The organism is Rhodopseudomonas sp. AAP120 (assembly GCF_001295845.1).
In the GTDB taxonomy this organism is placed as follows: Bacteria; Pseudomonadota; Alphaproteobacteria; order Rhizobiales; family Xanthobacteraceae; genus Rhodopseudomonas.
In genome coordinates this window covers 35766-52707 of record NZ_LJIC01000129.1, presented here as the reverse complement: position 1 = coordinate 52707, position 16942 = coordinate 35766, and the positions used below count along the sequence as shown (strand labels likewise).

Genomic DNA, 16942 nt, shown 5'->3' with positions numbered 1-16942 from the left:
CGATGGACGCGCTCGCCGAGCTTTACGCCATCCGCGTCTCCGACCTCGTCGTCGGCTTCGGCCGGCAGGTCGTCCTGGATCATCTGTCGCTCGACGTGCGGCGTGGCGAGATCCTCGGCCTGGTCGGCGCCTCCGGCGGCGGCAAGTCGGTGCTGATGCGCACCATCATCGGACTGATCCCCAAGCAAAGCGGGCACATCGAGGTGATGGGCCGCGTCACCGAACGTGGGCTCGGCCGTGTCGGCGCTTCGGTTGCGGCTACATGGGGCATTCTGTTTCAGCAGGGCGCGCTGTTCTCGTCGCTGACGGCGCGGCAGAACGTGCAGTTTCCGCTGCGCGAGATGCTCACCATGTCGGACAAGCTGCAGGACGAAATCGCGACCGCAAAGCTCGAGATGGTCGGCATCGGCCCGGACGATTGGGACAAATACCCGGCGCAGCTGTCCGGCGGCATGACCAAGCGTGTGGCGCTGGCCCGCGCGCTGGCGCTGGATCCCGGCATCGTATTTCTCGACGAGCCGACTTCCGGGCTCGATCCGATCGCGGCCGGCGATTTCGATCAGCTCATCAAGACGCTGCAGACGACGCTCGGCCTCACCGTATTCATGGTGACGCACGATCTCGCCAGTCTCAACGTCGTCTGTGATCGCGTCGCCGCGCTGGCGGACGGCAAGATCGTCGCGATCGGCCCGATGCACGATTTGCTGCAATCCGAGCATCCCTGGGTGCATGCTTATTTCCACGGCAAGCGCTCGGCGATGCTGCAGCCCAAACAGGACTAGGACGCCCATGGAAACCCGAGCTCCCTTTGTCGTCGTCGGTGCGTTCGTGCTCGCAGCCATCCTGGCGGTGTTCGGCTTCGTGTTCTGGCTGCACAACACCAGCGGCATCGGGGCGCGCACCAGCTATCATATCCAGTTCCGCGATCCGGTGCCCGGCCTGCTGGTCGGTGCCGCCGTGCTGTTCAACGGCATCCGCGTCGGCGAAGTGACGGCGCTCAGCCTGGCGACCGACGATCCGCGCCGGGTGAACGCGACCATCGCCGTCGCGACCGATACGCCGGTTCGACCCGACACCAAGGTGGGGCTCGACTTCCAGGGCCTCACCGGTGTGCCGGTGGTCGCGCTGGAAGGCGGCAAGGATCTCACTGGCTCCGCCATCGCCACCACGCTGGTCGCCGAGCCGGGGGCGGGGCTCAGCATGACTCAGGCGGCGCGCGAGGCACTCCGCAAGGTCGACACCGTGCTGGGCGAGAACGCTCAGCCGCTCAAGGACACCATCGGCAATCTGAAGACCTTCTCGGAATGGCTCTCCAGCAAGACGGGTGCGCTCGACGGCATTCTCGGCGGCGTCGAGCGCATGACCGGCGCCAACGAGCCGGTGGTGAAGAAGGTGGTGTACGATCTGCAGCCGGCGGCCGGTTTTCCGCCGCCCGCAGGCGCCATCAAGGGACAACTCACCATTCCCGAGCCGACCACAGTGGTGCTGTTCGATAGCCAGAAGATGCTGGTCGCGCCGAATCTCGACCTGCCGGCGTTCGCCGGCGCGCAATGGAGCGACAGCATTCCGAAGCTGGTGCAGGAAAAGCTGATCCAGAGTTTTGAGAACTACGACATCGCGCATCCGCCGCTGCGGCCGAACGATGCGGTGACGCCGGACTATCAGCTCCTGATCGACATTCGAAGCTTCCAGATCGCGGGCGACAGCGAGCCGACGGCCGATGTCAGCTTGGGCGCCAAGATCATCGACAAGAACGGTAAATTAGTCGCGGCGCGGCTGTTTCAGCAGGCGTCCAAGCTGGATAAGCCGGAGCCGGCGGCGGCGGTAACGGCCTTCGATGCGTCGTTCGACGCGGTCGCCAAGGCGCTTATTCCATGGACCGTGAGCAGCCTGTCGGGCGGGGCCGGCGAAGCCAGGCCGATCAGTCCAGGCTCTTCAGGTACGACAAAAGGTCATTGATCTCGTCCGGCTCGAGTTCGAAGGCCGGCATCTTCGGATGCCCCGTGTAGATGCCCTCGGCGAAGGCCTCGGCCAGCGTTTCGATCGGGTAGCGGGTGTGCAGCGTTCGAAATGCAGGGGCCTGCTTCAGCCGGCTTTTGCCCGTGCGTCCGATCGCGTGGCAGCGCGCGCAATGGGATTTGGCGAAAACGAACCCGCGCTGTTCGGCGCGCGTCGCGGCGTCGGCTGAACTGATCATCAGAAGCGTTGCCGATATTAGAACAGAAATGATTCGCATTCGGCGTTCGATCCGGAAGGGCGCTTCGTCGATCGACCATTCAGTGCGCGGCTTGGTACGGCCTTGATCTGTGTCAAGCTGCCTTGACGATTTGCCGACATATTAACTTTTCGGGCGCATCGTACGTGATCTACGACGGTAGTGCGCGGCACATGAAGTTAATCTGGCGACCGCATGGAGTGATGGATGCCGCACCTCGCTTTTCCGAACTCGACTTGCGACGGTTTTCGTTGCGCGACCCATTGTTCGGTCCGTCCACTGGCGATTTGCGGTGAACTGGAGCAGCTCGAGCACGAAGAATTCGAACGTCTCGCTCAGCATGTTCGCTATGGGCCGAAAGAGGCGCTGTTCTCCGAGGATGAAGTCGCCGACGCGGTGTACAGTCTGGTCGAAGGCATCGCGCGGCTCTACAAGCTGCTTCCCGATGGCCGGCGCCAGATCATCGGGTTCGCACTCCCGGGCGATTTCCTCGGCATGGCGCCCTCGGCGCGCTACTCGTTTTCGGCCGATTCGATCGGCGGCGTCACGGTCTGTAAATTCTTCCGTGGTCCATTCATGCGCTTCATCGAAAACCGTCCGCACATGCTGCTGCGGATGAACGAGTTCGCGACGCGCGAACTGAGTCTGGCTCAGGATCAGATGCTGCTGCTCGGTCGCCGGTCCGCTGAAGAAAAGGTCGCCGCCTTCCTGGTCGGCTGGCGCGACCGGCTTGCCCGGCTGGAGGGCGTTACCAAGACCGTGAGCCTGCCGATGGGACGGCAAGACATCGCCGATTTCCTCGGCCTCACCATCGAAACCGTAAGCCGCACCTTCACCAAGCTGGAGCGGGAAAAACTGATCGTGATCGTCCCCGACGGGGTGCGCGTGCTGGATCCGAAGCGTTTCGACGCGCTCGCCGCGGCCTGATACGGTTCGTTCGACGGCGCGTCCGCCTGGGACCCATTCGAGGCCCAATGATGCGCCACGACCGGCCGCTGCATCTCCGAGCACGGCAGTACTTCTACGAGATCCTGGAATCCCATGCGCAGAGTACGCCGGTCGGCGTGTTCGCCAACCGCGTCATCGTGTTTTTCATCATGCTCAGCATCGGCGTCACGGTGCTGGAGTCGGTGCCGCGATTTCGTGACGACTACGGCTCGCTGTTTCGCGCGCTCGAGTTCGTCTGCCTCGTGTTCTTTTCGATCGAATACTACATCCGGATCTGGATCGCCCCGGAGCACGTGCCCTACCGCGAAATGAGTTCGGTGCGGGCCGGCTGGGCCTATATGATCAGCCCGCAGGGCATCGTGGACTGCCTTGCGGTGATGCCGCTGTGGGTCGCGATGCTCGGCTTCGACGATCTGCGGGTGCTGATCATCCTGCGCGTCCTGCGCGTGCTCAAATTCGCCCGCTATTCGTCCGGGATGCGCTCGCTGCTCGAGGTGCTGGAAGCCGAGCGCCGCGCGCTGCTCGCGTGCCTGGTGATCCTCGGCTGTGCGACGCTGGTGTCCGCCACGGCGATGCACATCGTCGAAGGCAACGTGCAGCCCGACAAATTCGGCACCATTCCGGATGCGATGTGGTGGGCGATCGTGACCTTGACCACGATCGGCTACGGCGATGTCGTGCCGGCCACCGGCATCGGCCGGATGATCGCCTCGGTGACGATCGTCGGCGGCCTGATCATGATCGCGCTGCCGGTCGGCATCGTCGCCAACGCCTTCTCGGAAGTGATCCATCGCCGCGATTTCATCGTCAATTGGAGCATGGTGGCGAGGGTGCCGCTGTTCTCGCACCTCACCGCCGGCGATATCGCGCATATCATGCAGTTGCTGCAGGCCCGGCAGATCGAGCGCGGCGAGGTCATCTTCCGCCGCGGCGACCCGGCGACGGCGATGTATTTCATCGCCGAGGGCGACGTCGAGATCGAACTCGGCCCGGAGGAGCGATCGAGGCGGATCCGCCTCGGGGCCGGGCATTTCTTCGGCGAGATCGCAGTGCTGAACCGCGTCGAGCGCTCGGCCACCGTCAAGGCCGTGTCGCGGGCGCGGCTGCTGGTGCTGGATGCGGCGGATCTGCGCTCCCTGATCAGCCGCGAGCCAGGGATCGCCCGCAAGATCAACGAGATCGTCGAAGGGCGCACCGGCCGAACCCTCAACCTCGAGATCGCCGACGTCGAAGGCCAGGAGGACGTGACGGCGGACGTCCCCTTGGAGAAGATCGACTGACGTCGGATGCCATTCGGATGCCGCTGCGCGTCACGCGGCGGCGGCGAGTCAGGATGACTCGTCCTCGGTCGGGGCTGACAACGTTTCCGGCTCGTCTGGTTTGGCCGGCTTGCGGGGAAAGCGCGCCGAAGAAGCCAGAGACGCTTGCGGAGCGATCAGGTCCATCAGTTTGCCGGCTGCGTCCGCGTAGCAACAGCCATCCGGAAGATCCAGTGCGGCGCAATAGTCCGGCGGCATGGCAGCGCGTTCGTCGCGGAGCTCCATAGCGGTTCCCCACCACCACGCGGCCGCCGGCGCGCGTTCGCTGTCGGGGATGGCTGTCCAGGCGCGAAACTCCTGAACCAGCCGCTCGAATTGGACGATTTTTCCGGGGTGCACGCGCCGCTCGATCGTTGGTCGGCGCGGTAACTGCGCAGCAGCAAAGAAGTTGCCAAGCAGCGCGGGAATTTGGTGCCCGTTAGGGAACAGCGGTTGCAGGTCGGGGGGCGTTCTCAGCGGCCGTTCGACATGCTAACGATTCGCACATGAACCCGCGTACCAGCATCGATGTTCGCCACTCGACCTGCCCGCACGATTGCCCGTCGGCCTGTGCGCTCGAGGTCGAGGTGATCGACCGCTCGACGATCGGACGCGTGCGCGGCTCGAAGCGTCAGACTTACACAGCCGGGGTCGTCTGCGCCAAGGTCGCGCGCTACGCCGAGCGCATCCATCATCCGGACCGCCTCACTTATCCGATGCGCCGTTCGGGCCCGAAGGGATCTGGGCAGTTCGTCCGTATCAGCTGGGACGAGGCGCTGGACGAGATCGCGGCACGGTTCACAGCCGCCGAAGCGGAGTTCGGCGCCGAGGCAGTTTGGCCGTACTACTACGCCGGAACGATGGGGCTGGTGATGCGGGACGGCATCAACCGGCTCGCCAATGCGAAGAAGTATTCCCGGTTCTATTCGACGATCTGCTCCAATATTGCTTGGTCCGGCTATGCGGCGGGAACCGGCAAGGTCGCCGGCGTCGATCCCCGTGAGATGGCGAAGTCCGACCTGGTGGTGATCTGGGGTACCAATCCGGTGTCGACCCAGGTCAACGTCATGACCCACGCCGCGCGGGCCCGAAAAGAACGGGGCGCCCGGATCGCGGCGGTCGACATCTACGACAACGATACGATGAAGCAGGCGGATATCCGGATCATCCTGCGTCCGGGCACTGACGGCGCCTTCGCCTGCGGCGTCATGCACGTGCTGTTTCGTGAAGGCTACGCCGATCGCGCCTATCTGGAGCGCTACACCGATTGTCCGGCCGAACTCGAAGCGCACCTTGCAATGCGTACGCCCGAATGGGCGTCCGACATCTGCGGCGTGCCCGTCGAAGAGATCGAAGCGTTCGCGCGCGCGGTCGGAGAAACCAAGCGCAGCTTCTTCCGGCTCGGCTACGGCTTCACCCGCAGTCGCAACGGCGCCGCACAGATGCATGCCGCGTTGTGTATCCCCGCGGTCACAGGTGCCTGGCAGTACGAGGGCGGCGGCGCCTTCTTCAACAATGGGGCGATCTTCGGCTTCGACAAGACGCTGATCGAGGGACTGGACACGCTCGATCCGACGACGCGCGTCCTCGATCAGTCCAAAATCGGTCGCATCCTGACCGGCGACACCGAGGCGCTCGGTGGCGGTTCGCCCGTCAAGGCCATGCTGATCCAGAATACAAATCCGATGACGGTCGCCCCCGAGCAGGCTCTCGTACGCGCCGGTTTCTCGCGCGACGACCTGTTTGTTGCGGTCCACGAGCAGTTCATGACCGAAACTGCGCAAATGGCCGATCTGGTGCTGCCGGCGACGATGTTTCTGGAGCACGATGATTTGTACTATGGCGGCGGCCATCAGCACATCTCGGTCGGCGCCCGCCTGGTCGATCCGCCCGGCGAGTGCCGGTCGAACCACGAGGTGCTACAGGGCTTGGCGACGCGGCTGGGCGTCCACCATCCGGCGTTCGATATGACGCCGCGCGAAGTGATCGACGCGACGCTGAAGAGAAGCGGACGCGGCACGATCGAGCAACTGGAGGCCGATCTCTGGCGCGATCTGCAGCCGGAGTTCAGAACTGCGCACTTTCTCGACGGCTTCGCGCATGCCGACGGCAAGTTCCACTTCCGGGCCGACTGGAGCAACGTCAAGGTGCCCCGACAGTTGAAGTTCGGGCCGTGGCAGCAGATGCCGAGCCTCCCGGACCACTGGGCTGTTACCGAGCAGAGCGACGACGAGCACCCGTTCCGACTGGCGACCAGTCCGGCGCGGAGCTTTCTCAATACGACGTTCAACGAGACGCCGTCGTCGCGCCAGCGGGAAGGCGTCCCGACGGTGCTGATACATCCGGCTGACGCCGCTGTGATCGAGGTTCAGGAGGGGGACATGGTCACCCTCGGCAATAAGCGGGGTGAGACCACGTTGACGGCCAGGCTCGACGGTGGCTTGCGCCGCGGGGTGCTGATCGCTGAATCGGTGTTTCCGAACAGCGCGCATACAGGAGGAATCGGAATCAACGTGCTGACCAGCGCGGATTCCGTCGCGCCGCATGGTGGCGCGGCGTTTCACGACAATAAAGTGTGGATCAAGAAGGCCTTACCGGCGCCCGCGAAGCGCGACTGATATCCGAACCAGCGGCCAGGCCGCGGATCAGCAGCCCGAGACGCGCTTCGCGAGGCGGTTTTACGATCTCAGCGCTGGTGGCCGAGGCCGATGCCGAGCTTGAGCGCCTTCTGACGCAGCGAGCCGACGGTACGCTTGGTCAGCTTCGCGATCTCGGCGACCGGGGTCCGCGCCTTCGAGTGCGCGCGCAACTCCTTGATGTCTTCCTTGGTGTACTCGCGCCGAGTGATCTTCGTCTTCTTGGCGGGCTTGGCAGCGGTTTTCGCTACGGTCTTCGCCTTCTTCGACTTGGCTGCAGTCTTTGCAGTCTTTGCTTTAGCTTTCTTTGCCACGCGTAGGCTCCTTTAGTGAAGCGCCCTTCTACTACACTCGTTTCGTGTCGACAATTCTCAATTTCACGAAATCTAACTCATCGCGACGGCCGCGGTTAGCAATCGCTTAAGTCTGCTTAGTTGAGATTTTGGCGAAAATCAGCACCGCTTAGGTAGCAAATACGGGGCTTGCGCTGAGTATTAGGACGTCGGCGGAGCGGATTTGTGTCGATCTGTGGCTGCTGATCGTCTCGGGGGTGCGCTGATTCGCCACGATCGATGCTGGTAGCACACCGAGCCGGCGGACCGTCCGCATCGCGGGATATCCGTCCAACCAAAGACGTAGTGCGACTAACGGAGAGTGTCCCGACGGCCTCAGCGGCGCGGCTTCAGGGGCTGCGACAGCAGTGATCGGGCGCGGGCCAGGGTTTGATCGTAGTACTTTTCGCGATCCTGCCGCAGCTTGATCTGCAGATTTCGGAATGCAGCAATGCGTTTAAGAATTTCTGCGCGCTCCGCTGCCTCGCGCTCAGCAGCCGGTATTGCGGCATTTACGGGGGGCACAGGGGAGCGGGTGGACGCCGAAGCGGCTTCGTTCGCTGTTGTAGCTGTATCCGTCGTCTGTGCGGAGGAATGCGAGTGCTGGCCTGATATCTCAACCGGATGCTGTTCGATCCAATTTCGAGAGGGGGAGGCGAAGGGCTCGGTGTCCAAAGAGTCAGAGCCCGAGCTGGGCTCGCTATTCGGCGATTTCGATGAAGTCATTATGATCCTCGATCAACATCATTGAGTTCGCGATTCCCGGGCGTCAACCCGAACGCGGCCGCTGTCCTTCTGCCGGTGGATAAATCTGCGGTTCGCTTGCGGTGAAAAGCGGTACCCGGTAGCCAAAGTTGCTTAAATGGAGACAGGCGATGGCGAAGATTGATCTCGACGCGCTCAGCATCGAGGAATTGGCATCGTTGCGCGATGATGCAGCCCAAAAGTTGGCCGAAAAGGTCGCCGCCCGGCAGGCCGAGCTCGAAGCGGAGCTCGCCGCGCTATCGCGCTATGGAAAATCCACGAAGAAGCCGGTGCCCGAGCCGCGCAAGGACGCGACGGCAAAACAGGCTCACCCAAAAAGCCTCGACGCGCCGACGCCTTCACCCAAGGCCGCTTGAAGCGCTGATAGATATAAAGGCTGCCGGACGGGCTGATAGGGACGCGCACGCGCGTCCAAGTTTAGTCTGGGGGCGTCAGCTCGCAGCTGCCTGATGGGAGCAGGGCCGCGAGTCAAGCGGACCTCGTGTTAGCTGCCCGACCATCGTCGGTTGATCCTGCCGCGTGGCGATCGACGACGTGACTTGCAATCTTCTGCTTCATCGTTCTTATTCCCATGGCACGGCGGTGTCAGCTTGCCTTGACGCCCCGTCGTCTCTTGAAGCTGCGTTGTCGGGAAATAGTCATGCCAACTCATCATGGTCCTTTGCGCGTCGGCATCGGCGGCCCGGTAGGTTCCGGCAAGACTGCGCTGATGGATTTGCTCTGCAAGTCGATGCGGGATCGCTACGACATCGCGGCCATCACCAACGACATCTACACCAAGTGGGACGCCGAGTTTCTGGTGCGGTCCGGGTCGCTGACGGCCGATCGCATTGCCGGCGTCGAAACCGGAGGCTGCCCGCACACCGCGATCCGCGAGGACGCGTCGATGAATCTCGCAGCCGTCGCGGAGATGCGCAGCAAGTTTCCGGGGCTCGATCTGGTGCTGATCGAGTCCGGTGGCGACAATCTCGCCGCGACGTTCTCGCCTGAACTGGCCGATCTGACCATCTACGTCATCGACGTCTCGGCCGGTGACAAGATTCCCTCCAAGGGCGGACCTGGGATCACGCGCTCGGATCTGCTGGTGATCAACAAGATCGATCTTGCGCCGCATGTCGGCGCCTCTTTGGAAAAGATGGATACCGACGCCCGCCGGATGCGCGGCGAGCGCCCTTTCATCATGACCAACTTGAAGAAGCGCGACGGGCTCGACCGCATCATCAGCTTCATCGAGGCCAAAGGCGGTCTTTGCCCGCAACCTGCGACAGTCTGATGGCGCACCTAGTAACCCGTTGGCTTTTCGGCAAAAAATAGCCAAAGCTGGAACAATCCGGGGCTGCTCACGTTGTGCCGCTTCGGACCCGACAAGTCGTGCTGCAAGGATATCACCAGCAATGGTCCCAGTTGCCTCGCGGCAGATCGGCTTTCCTGATGGGCGCGGGCATCGGGATGAAGGGCGCGAAGCCCTCCGTCTGTTGATCGAGTAGAAGCGTTGGTTCGGCTGGGATTCATCATTGCGCTGGTGGCGATCGTCGGGGTCCTGCTTTCGGGTCTCGCGGCCTTTCGCATTTACGATCAAGAGTCTGCGGTCGAGCGAATCGCGCTCGGCCGCGCCATCGACGTTCATGCCAGCCAGGTCCAGGATCGGCTGACCGAACGGGAGTTGCTGGGGCGCGTGGCTTCAGGCCTGTTCCGGACGCCGGCGGTCATCAAGGCCGATATGCTGAAGCCGCTGCGGTCGTCGATTTATGCGTTCAAGACAGACTTCCTGCTTGCGAGCTGGGTGGTGCGGCTGAAAGGGCCGGAATTCGCGGCCGCCGAGGCCGAGCTGGCCAACGCCGGTTTCCCCGATATCAAGATCCGGCATTCGGACGGCAGCCTGATCGATCCTGCAACGCAGAGCGAGCCGCTCGACGTGGTGATGGATGTCGAGCCGCGCAACGACGAGACGACCGCGCTACTCGGCAAGTCGCTCGACGATCATCCGGTGCTCGGGCAGATGTTCGCCCGTTCGCTGGCCGATGGGAAGCCCGAAGCCTCCGACCCGGCTCGTTTGCAGGTGCCCGGCGGGCCGATCGGCATCGTTCTGGCCGCGCCCGTGATGAGCGAGGATGCGACCGAGGCCGTCGGCTTCATCACCTTCTCCTACGACCTTTCCGCGCTGATGCTCACCAACGACGATATGTCCTTGTTCTCGGTGGTGTTGAAGGATCCGCGCCAGCCCAATGTCGAACTGGTGGCCGACGAGCGCGGTAAAGTCAGCGAGCGTCAGACCAATCCGGACGGGCAGCCGCCCACTATCGTCAGAACCGTCACATTCGGCGACCGCGACTGGTCCCTGGCGTACTACGCAAAGGTGAGCCCCTATGTGCGTGCCCAGCAGGTCGCCGCGATCGTGGCGGCGATCGGATTATCGCTGACCTTCATCGTTTGCGGTTTGTTCGGCTACGTGACCAACAGCAACATTCGCTTGCGCCGGGAAATCGAGATCAGGATCGGGTTCGAGCGGCGGTTGACCGCGGTGATCGACGAACTCAACCACCGCGTGAAGAACATTCTGGCCGTCATCCAGTCGATCGTGACCCGAACGCTGCGGCATGGGTCCGACATGGACGTCGCGCGGGAATTGCTGATCGGCCGGATCCACGCGATGTCCAATGTGGTGTCCCTGCTGAGCGAGAGCCAATGGCAGGGCGTGATGCTGAAAGGGCTGTTCGAGGCCCGCGCCATTCCGCACGCCGACCGCATCGCAGTGAACGGTCCGGATATCGCGGTGAGCGCCCGCGCCGCGCAGAGCCTGTCGCTGCTGTTTTTCGAACTCGCCTCACACTCCGACGAGGGATTATCGCTGGTCGGCAAGCATCCGCACATCGTTGCGAGCTGGGAGGTCAGCGGAGACGGGGCGGAGTCGATGTTCAACTTCCGTTGGGAAGAGTTCAATACCAGCGAAGCGACACGGCGGCCCGACAGCGACTTCGGCGTCATTCTGCTCGATCGCGTCGCGCCGGAGGCCCTGGGCGGCACTGCCAAGCGCTATTTCACCGACGTCAGCTACGTGTACGAGCTGACCGCGCCGATGGAGACCGTGGTCGACATGAACGAACGCGACCGAACCGGCCAGATCTCGGCGCCCGTCCGGCGCAACTGATCGGTCACGCTCGCCGCTTTGACGGGGTCTTCGGATCACGAGTCACGACATGGCGAAGCGGCCTTTCGGCCGCTTCGCTTTTGATGAGGGACGGGAAGCTATCAGCCGTTGCTGCCGATCACGGCACGGACGGTGTCGTCCGGCCCAAAGTCTTCAGCACCGTCGACATACAGCAGGGCGCTCAGCTTCGAACGGGCGCGGTTCACGCGGCTCTTGATGGTGCCGACCGCGCATCCGCAGATCGCCGCCGCATCTTCGTAGGAGAAGCCTGAGGCGCCGACCAGGATCAAGGCCTCGCGCTGGTCCTGCGGAAGCTTGTCCAGCGCGGTCCGGAATTCCTCGAACTCCAGATGCGCGTTCTGGCCGGGCTGAGACTTCAGCGTCTTCGCGTAGCTGCCGTCGGCATCTTCCACTTCACGTCGGCGCTTTCGATAGTCGGAGCGAAACAGGTTGCGCAGGATCGTGAACAGCCAGGCCGGCAGATTGGAGCCGGGCTGGAAGGAGTCGATATTCGCCAGCGCCCGCAGCAGGGTTTCCTGCACCAGATCGTCGGCCCGGTCGCCGTTGCCACTCAGCGAAATCGCGAAAGCGCGCAAGCTCGGCACCGCGGCGAGGATGTCGTCTCGAAGGGAGTCGGTGAGAGGCATTAATCCCTCCTCTCGCTGTCGACCGCTGCGGAATCGCTTTGTTGCTGGGGCTCGTCTAGCCGTTTGATCAGATCCGCGAAACGATCGGGTACGCCTTGCCGGACGACATCGTCATACATCGCGCGCAGCTGGTGGCCGATTCTCGCTTGAATCTCCTGATTCAAACCGCCCTTACTGCCAGGCGCCGACTTCTTCATGGTTTTAGCCTTGAATTCTGCCATGACTGATCCAATGTTTTCCCCATGGTCAAGTCCCTGAAAATCTAGGGTTTTGCTTGATTTTTGAAGGTTTTGCCGTGTCACTGGGAGCCTAATTCGACAGCGGCTCTAAAGTTCCCGGGCGCGATGGAACTTTTCGTCCCGTTCGGCGTAGGTAGTGCTGCAGGGGCCCGGCCGCCCCGTTCGATGACGGGCCGAGACAAGCTTCGAGATTGGAGTGGGGATGTCGAGATCGCAATTGGTTGCTGAGCATTTGCCGTTACTGCGCCGTTATGCGCGCGCGCTGACCGGGAGCCAGGCTTCCGGAGACGCTTACGTAGCGGCGATGTTGGAGGCTTTGCTGCAGGACCCGGGCCTGCTGGACGAGCGTCATGGTCCGCGCGCGGCGCTGTTCAGGCTGTTCGCGCAGATCTGGAATTCGGTCGCCCTCAACGATGATTCCGAGGTTCGCTCTCTGCCGATGCCGTCGGAGCGGCGTTTGTCCGCGATCACGCCGCTGCCGCGTCAGGCCTTCCTGCTGCTGTCGCTAGAAGGCTTTTCCGAAGAAGAAGTAGCTTTCGTCCTGCACACCGACGTCAACGAGGTTCGTCAGCTCGCCGACGCCGCCGGCCGCGAAATGGCCGAAGAAATCGCGACCGATGTGCTGATCATCGAGGACGAGACCTTCATCGCGATGGACCTCGAAAGCCTCGTGAAGAACCTCGGTCACAACGTGATCGGCGTGGCTCGCACGCACTCCGATGCAATCGCTCTGGCGCGCACCAAGAAGCCGGGCCTGATCCTGGCGGATATCCAGCTTGCGGATGGCAGCTCCGGTCTCGATGCGGTCAATGAACTCCTGAAGACCTTCGAGGTGCCGGTGGTGTTCATCACTGCCTATCCCGAGCGCTTCCTCACCGGCGAACGGCCCGAGCCGGCGTTCCTGATCTCCAAGCCGTTCCAGCCCGCGATGGTTTCGGCCGTCGCCAGCCAGGCGTTGTTCTTCCAGCGCAATTCGCGCAACAGGACGCCGAACGCCGCCGCGTCCTGACCGCCGTCCATTCCACGAAAGCCGCTCGTGCCAAAGCGCGGGCGGCTTTTGCTTGCCGGCTGTTTCGCCGGCCGGATGCTGCGGTCGAAACTGATAGGGTGCTGAAAAAAGAACAGGGCGCAGCTGGCATCACCACAGCTGCGCCCTGTATCGCCGGTTAATTGGGGCAGGGGGACTAACCGGCCTTCGAAGAACACGCGGCCATCAGATTTCGTTCCGCTCCCCCGACAAAAAACGTCACACGCTTAGTTGATCAACCATGATCGAACCTGATGCCCGCTGAGGCGATTAATTTATGCAGCGGGGATTGACAAGCCGCTGAAACCAGGATGCGGCGATTCTGCCGCGGCGAGCTAACAGCGGCTGGATCACCATGTCACAGATCGTGCGGGGAATTTTCGGCGTCATCGCGGTCACGGGCACGCTGGGTGTCGCGCAATTGGCGATCGGCGGTGACCTCGGGCAGCCTCGTCTGCAGGAGCAAGCCGCAGCGCAGGCCGTGAACCGGGACGGCAAGGCCGACCGCGGCGCGGTGAGCCAAATGTCGTCGGCGCCGGGCCAGACCTACGGGGTGACTCTGGTTGGCCAGTCCGTTCTGGTTAGAGTTCCGGATGCGCAGGTCGGTCAGGCCGGTCGTCCGCGCGCCCAGCAGCCCTCCGCAGCGCCGCGCCGGATGGTCGCCTGCGAGCCGGTAGTCAGCGTCCTCACTGACGTCGCCAAACAGCTCGAGCCCGGCCGTTGCATGACCTGACGGTCCTGCTTCCTCTCAAGAGTGGTTAGCCTGAAAGCATCCGCCACCCACGGTGGCGGATGTTGTCGTTTGGATGCATGCCTGGGTCTAGAGTGCCGCCTCAGGTCTCGTTGCCGGGCAGATGCGGCGCGTCCTCGGGCAACAGGTGCTCCTTCATCACCAGGCCGACGATCAGCAGCGGCGACGCCAGGAAGCCGCCCATCGGTCCCCACAGCCAGGTCCAGAAGGCCAGCGCGATGAAGACGGCAAGCGCATTGAGCTCCAGCCGTCGTCCGATGATGGTCGGCGTGATGAAGTGCCCCTCGACGAAGGTCAGCAGGGCGAAGCCGAGGGGCCCGATCAGGCCTTCGCCGAGCGTCGGCATACTGATGATCCCGACCAGGGTCAGGACAATGAACATCACCGAGGGCCCGATGATCGGAATGAAGTTGAGGATCGCCGCCAGCGCGCCGAGGCCGGCCGGATTGGGCATCCCGGCCAGCGCGCAGATCACGCCGGTCGCCGCGCCGTAGCACAGGTTGATGGTGGTCACCGTCAGCAGATAGCCGCCGAGACTGAGTTCGATCTCGTTGAGAATGCGCAAGGTCCGCAACCGCGCGTCGCGGCCGCCGAAATTCATCACCAGGGCGCGGCGCAGATCCTTCCAGCTCGCGACGAACAGCACCAGAGTCACCAGAAACAGCAGAAACTCGGTGAGCGTCGGGGAGACGAATTCCAGCGTCGGCTGCATCCAGTCGATTTGCGGCATCTGGATCGGCGAAGAGGGCAGTGCTTCCGACCCGCCGATGGACGCCTGCAATTGCCGCCACAGCCCGATCGGGCGCTCCAGAAAGCTCAGCTTTTCGCGCAGCAGGCCGCCGAGTTCGGGCAGGCGGCTGCTCCATTCGATCAGCGGCACTGAAATCAGCGCCACCATGAAGCCGACGGTGATCAAAGCGAAGCCGACGATCAGCACGGCGCAGACCGCGCGCGGAATTCGCCAGCGCTCCATATAGGTCGCGGCCGGCGACAGCATGGTGCCGACGACGAAGGCGGTGACGATCGGCAGGAAGAACGGCTTGGCGACGTAGAGCAGGCCGGTGATCACCACGATCAGCAAGGCGACGAGCGCGAAAGCGACGACTTCGGTGCGCCGGATCAGCGGCGGCCGCTCCTCGTTGCTGTCGGGAAGCGGAGTGCCGGCGGGCTCGATGGGAAGAGTTCGCACGAGTGCCCACCCAGCTTCTGCGGTCGAGATCGCGTTGACAGAGGACGGCGCGCGGCGCGCCGGTTGCACCGCCGGGCAAGTACGCGGCAGTTCGTGGCTTCAACAGCAAGCATTCGCGAAAGTTCCGGCGCGGCCTCCGGCGCTTAGTTAGTGCGTGCGGAGGGAGGCGCGGAACAGTTATGACGCGGTCGCGTTGCTCAGCGGCATCCACGACGATGCGCCGACAAACGCGGGGATATCATCATGATGACTTCGGAGATCGCAGCGCGAAGCAACCGGATGGCGCGTCCGATCCTGGCCGTCGCCGCCGCTCTTGTGATGACCGCCGCGCTGCCCGGCGCCGCTACCGCGCAGCAGATGATGGGCTATGCGGCTGCTCCGCAAGCCGGCCCGTTCAGCAGTGACGAGGACGTGCTGGCGGCGCCCCCGGCGGTAGAGCCGGATGGCTCGGTGCCGGCCGATGAGGACGCTCAGTTGTCCGATCGCCTTCGCCGCCAAGTCGTCGCCTATGGCGGCAATCAGCCCGCCGGCACCATCGTGATCGATACCGCCAATACCTACCTGTACTACGTGCTCGGCGGTGGTCGCGCCATTCGCTACGGCGTCGGCGTCGGCCGCGAGGGCTTCACCTGGTCCGGCACCGAGGCCATCACCCGCAAGGCCGAGTGGCCGGACTGGCATCCGCCGGCGCGGATGATCGCGCGCCAGCCTTATCTGCCGCGCTTCATGGCCGGCGGTCCGGGTAATCCGCTCGGTGCGCGGGCGATGTATCTCGGCTCGACCGAGTATCGAATCCACGGCACCAACGATCCGTCGACGATCGGCAAGTTCGTCTCTTCCGGTTGCATCCGATTGACCAATGAGGATGTCGAAGACCTGTTTAGCCGCGCGCGAGTTGGCACGCGGGTGGTGGTACTGCCGAAATCCTCGCCGAACCTGCAAGCCCGTAAGACTCAGCCGGGCCGGCAGGCGATGAACATTTCGGTCTCGTCGGTCGACTAACGTCCACACGGACCGGAGGTCCAGAATGATCCGCTCTGTCGCCAAATCGACCGCCGCCGCAGCGGCCATTCTGGTCGTCAGTCTCAGCTCCGGCGCCCAGGCGCAGGACTTCTTCTCCGCCTTGTTCGGAGGCTTCCAGCCGCAGCGCGGCTACGCACCGCAGATGCCGCGGGCCTTTCCGTTCGCAAGTGAGGGCGACTACGGCGCGCCGCGATCCGCCCGACCGGCGCAGCGCGGCTATGCCAGCGCCGGCGGACAAGCCTATTGCGTCCGCACCTGCGACGGCCGTTACTTCCCGATCTCGGCGACCGGCGGCGAGAGCAAGGACGCGACCTGCAACAGCTTCTGTCCGGCCAGCGAAACCAAGGTCGTGTACGGATCGACGATCGACGCTGCACGAACGGCTGCCGGCAAGCCGTATTCGGAGCTTCCCAACGCGTTCAAGTTCCGCAGCGAGATCGTCGATGGCTGCACCTGCAACGGCAAGGACCATTTCGGTCTGGCCAAGATCAAGGTCGAGGATGATCCGACCTTGCGACGCGGCGATATCGTAGCCGGCGAGGACGGTCTCAAGGTGGCCAGCCGGATCGACCGTCGCGACGGGGCCGTCAACTACTCCCCGGTCCCGGCGTCGGTGCGCGCCGCTTACGGCAAGATCCCGGTGGTGGCTTCGAACTGATCGGCGCACATCGCTGCTTAATCGCTTGGTTCCGGTGTCGGAACTCTCGGCCCTGCCGTTTGTTGT

19 protein-coding genes are annotated in these 16942 nt (G+C 63.5%); 12 read left to right on the top strand and 7 right to left on the bottom strand.

Annotation, left to right across the window (positions count from 1 at the left end):
- Positions 1-2 precede the first annotated feature (2 nt).
- Positions 3-782 carry an ABC transporter ATP-binding protein gene (locus IP86_RS19885; RefSeq protein ID WP_054164161.1) on the top strand — a complete coding sequence of 260 codons (780 nt, stop codon included), beginning with the start codon at positions 3-5 and terminating at the stop codon, positions 780-782.
- 7 nt (positions 783-789) lie between these two features.
- Positions 790-1959 carry an ABC-type transport auxiliary lipoprotein family protein gene (locus tag IP86_RS19880; protein ID WP_054164160.1) on the top strand — a complete coding sequence of 390 codons (1170 nt, stop codon included), beginning with the start codon at positions 790-792 and terminating at the stop codon, positions 1957-1959.
- On the opposite strand, the gene IP86_RS19875 is transcribed toward IP86_RS19880, so the two are convergent.
- Positions 1922-2236, bottom strand: coding sequence for a c-type cytochrome (locus tag IP86_RS19875; protein WP_054164159.1), 315 nt, complete (start codon positions 2234-2236; stop codon positions 1922-1924). The two genes, IP86_RS19880 and IP86_RS19875, sit on opposite strands and share 38 nt — an antisense overlap.
- 186 nt (positions 2237-2422) lie before the next feature.
- Between IP86_RS19875 and aadR the strand changes: the two genes are divergently transcribed.
- Together aadR and IP86_RS19865 are read left to right on the top strand one after the other, a co-directional pair.
- Positions 2423-3142, top strand: a complete 720-nt coding sequence (gene aadR, locus IP86_RS19870; RefSeq protein WP_054164158.1) for a transcriptional activatory protein AadR — start codon at positions 2423-2425, stop codon at positions 3140-3142.
- Between the two features lie 50 nt (positions 3143-3192).
- A complete protein-coding gene (locus IP86_RS19865; protein WP_054164202.1) occupies positions 3193-4443 on the top strand; it encodes a cyclic nucleotide-gated ion channel in 1251 nt (416 codons plus the stop codon).
- A gap of 48 nt (positions 4444-4491) precedes the next feature.
- On the opposite strand, the gene IP86_RS19860 is transcribed toward IP86_RS19865, so the two are convergent.
- On the bottom strand, positions 4492-4821 hold the full coding sequence (locus tag IP86_RS19860) for a hypothetical protein (protein ID WP_054164157.1): 330 nt from the start codon (positions 4819-4821) through the stop codon (positions 4492-4494).
- Positions 4822-4967: 146 nt separating this feature from the next.
- Between IP86_RS19860 and IP86_RS19855 the strand changes: the two genes are divergently transcribed.
- Positions 4968-7079, top strand: coding sequence for a molybdopterin-containing oxidoreductase family protein (locus IP86_RS19855; protein ID WP_054164156.1), 2112 nt, complete (start codon positions 4968-4970; stop codon positions 7077-7079).
- A gap of 68 nt (positions 7080-7147) precedes the next feature.
- Here the strand turns inward: IP86_RS19855 and IP86_RS19850 are convergent, their stop codons facing one another.
- Positions 7148-7411 carry a hypothetical protein gene (locus IP86_RS19850; protein ID WP_054164155.1) on the bottom strand — a complete coding sequence of 88 codons (264 nt, stop codon included), beginning with the start codon at positions 7409-7411 and terminating at the stop codon, positions 7148-7150.
- 354 nt (positions 7412-7765) lie between these two features.
- On the bottom strand, positions 7766-8155 hold the full coding sequence (locus IP86_RS28820) for a hypothetical protein (protein ID WP_156332567.1): 390 nt from the start codon (positions 8153-8155) through the stop codon (positions 7766-7768).
- 149 nt (positions 8156-8304) lie between these two features.
- Here IP86_RS28820 and IP86_RS19845 point away from each other — a divergent pair, with 149 nt between their 5' ends.
- From IP86_RS19845 to IP86_RS19835, 3 genes are all read left to right on the top strand, one after another.
- Positions 8305-8550, top strand: a complete 246-nt coding sequence (locus tag IP86_RS19845; protein WP_054164154.1) for a hypothetical protein — start codon at positions 8305-8307, stop codon at positions 8548-8550.
- 284 nt (positions 8551-8834) lie between these two features.
- Positions 8835-9467, top strand: coding sequence for an urease accessory protein UreG (ureG, locus tag IP86_RS19840; protein WP_054164153.1), 633 nt, complete (start codon positions 8835-8837; stop codon positions 9465-9467).
- Positions 9468-9686: 219 nt separating this feature from the next.
- Positions 9687-11342, top strand: coding sequence for an HWE histidine kinase domain-containing protein (locus tag IP86_RS19835; RefSeq protein ID WP_054164152.1), 1656 nt, complete (start codon positions 9687-9689; stop codon positions 11340-11342).
- Positions 11343-11443: 101 nt separating this feature from the next.
- Here the strand turns inward: IP86_RS19835 and IP86_RS19830 are convergent, their stop codons facing one another.
- Both IP86_RS19830 and IP86_RS19825 read right to left on the bottom strand, forming a co-directional pair.
- A complete protein-coding gene (locus IP86_RS19830) occupies positions 11444-11989 on the bottom strand; it encodes a sigma-70 family RNA polymerase sigma factor (RefSeq protein WP_054164151.1) in 546 nt (181 codons plus the stop codon).
- The gene (locus tag IP86_RS19825) at positions 11989-12210 is read right to left on the bottom strand and encodes a NepR family anti-sigma factor (protein WP_054164150.1); all 222 of its coding nucleotides are present in this window, start codon (positions 12208-12210) and stop codon (positions 11989-11991) included. The genes IP86_RS19830 and IP86_RS19825 overlap by 1 nt, the downstream gene beginning before the upstream one ends.
- Before the next feature lie 220 nt (positions 12211-12430).
- Here IP86_RS19825 and IP86_RS19820 point away from each other — a divergent pair, with 220 nt between their 5' ends.
- Together IP86_RS19820 and IP86_RS19815 are read left to right on the top strand one after the other, a co-directional pair.
- Complete coding sequence (locus IP86_RS19820; protein WP_054164149.1) at positions 12431-13237, top strand: response regulator; 807 nt, start codon at positions 12431-12433, stop codon at positions 13235-13237.
- A 373-nt stretch (positions 13238-13610) separates the two neighbouring features.
- A complete protein-coding gene (locus IP86_RS19815) occupies positions 13611-13988 on the top strand; it encodes a hypothetical protein (RefSeq protein ID WP_054164148.1) in 378 nt (125 codons plus the stop codon).
- Between the two features lie 100 nt (positions 13989-14088).
- Here the strand turns inward: IP86_RS19815 and IP86_RS19810 are convergent, their stop codons facing one another.
- Complete coding sequence (locus IP86_RS19810) at positions 14089-15195, bottom strand: AI-2E family transporter (protein ID WP_054164147.1); 1107 nt, start codon at positions 15193-15195, stop codon at positions 14089-14091.
- Positions 15196-15438: 243 nt separating this feature from the next.
- Here IP86_RS19810 and IP86_RS19805 point away from each other — a divergent pair, with 243 nt between their 5' ends.
- On the top strand, positions 15439-16197 hold the full coding sequence (locus tag IP86_RS19805; protein WP_156332566.1) for a L,D-transpeptidase: 759 nt from the start codon (positions 15439-15441) through the stop codon (positions 16195-16197).
- Positions 16198-16222: 25 nt separating this feature from the next.
- Positions 16223-16876, top strand: a complete 654-nt coding sequence (locus tag IP86_RS19800; protein ID WP_054164146.1) for a DUF2865 domain-containing protein — start codon at positions 16223-16225, stop codon at positions 16874-16876.
- Positions 16877-16942 lie beyond the last annotated feature (66 nt).

Excerpts from the sequence above, each read along its gene's own strand:
- IP86_RS19845 (WP_054164154.1), top strand. The coding sequence starts at position 8,305 with ATGGCGAAGATTGATCTCGACGCGCTCAGCATCGAGGAATTGGCATCG.
- IP86_RS19815 (WP_054164148.1), top strand. The coding sequence starts at position 13,611 with ATGTCACAGATCGTGCGGGGAATTTTCGGCGTCATCGCGGTCACGGGC.
- IP86_RS19820 (WP_054164149.1), top strand. The coding sequence starts at position 12,431 with ATGTCGAGATCGCAATTGGTTGCTGAGCATTTGCCGTTACTGCGCCGT.
- IP86_RS19880 (WP_054164160.1), top strand. The coding sequence starts at position 790 with ATGGAAACCCGAGCTCCCTTTGTCGTCGTCGGTGCGTTCGTGCTCGCA.
- IP86_RS19800 (WP_054164146.1), top strand. The coding sequence starts at position 16,223 with ATGATCCGCTCTGTCGCCAAATCGACCGCCGCCGCAGCGGCCATTCTG.
- IP86_RS19885 (WP_054164161.1), top strand. The coding sequence starts at position 3 with ATGGACGCGCTCGCCGAGCTTTACGCCATCCGCGTCTCCGACCTCGTC.
- aadR (WP_054164158.1), top strand. The coding sequence starts at position 2,423 with ATGCCGCACCTCGCTTTTCCGAACTCGACTTGCGACGGTTTTCGTTGC.
- ureG (WP_054164153.1), top strand. The coding sequence starts at position 8,835 with ATGCCAACTCATCATGGTCCTTTGCGCGTCGGCATCGGCGGCCCGGTA.
- IP86_RS19875 (WP_054164159.1), bottom strand. The coding sequence starts at position 2,236 with ATGCGAATCATTTCTGTTCTAATATCGGCAACGCTTCTGATGATCAGT.
- IP86_RS28820 (WP_156332567.1), bottom strand. The coding sequence starts at position 8,155 with ATGACTTCATCGAAATCGCCGAATAGCGAGCCCAGCTCGGGCTCTGAC.
- IP86_RS19805 (WP_156332566.1), top strand. The coding sequence starts at position 15,439 with ATGATGACTTCGGAGATCGCAGCGCGAAGCAACCGGATGGCGCGTCCG.
- IP86_RS19825 (WP_054164150.1), bottom strand. The coding sequence starts at position 12,210 with ATGGCAGAATTCAAGGCTAAAACCATGAAGAAGTCGGCGCCTGGCAGT.
- IP86_RS19830 (WP_054164151.1), bottom strand. The coding sequence starts at position 11,989 with ATGCCTCTCACCGACTCCCTTCGAGACGACATCCTCGCCGCGGTGCCG.
- IP86_RS19855 (WP_054164156.1), top strand. The coding sequence starts at position 4,968 with ATGAACCCGCGTACCAGCATCGATGTTCGCCACTCGACCTGCCCGCAC.
- IP86_RS19865 (WP_054164202.1), top strand. The coding sequence starts at position 3,193 with ATGCGCCACGACCGGCCGCTGCATCTCCGAGCACGGCAGTACTTCTAC.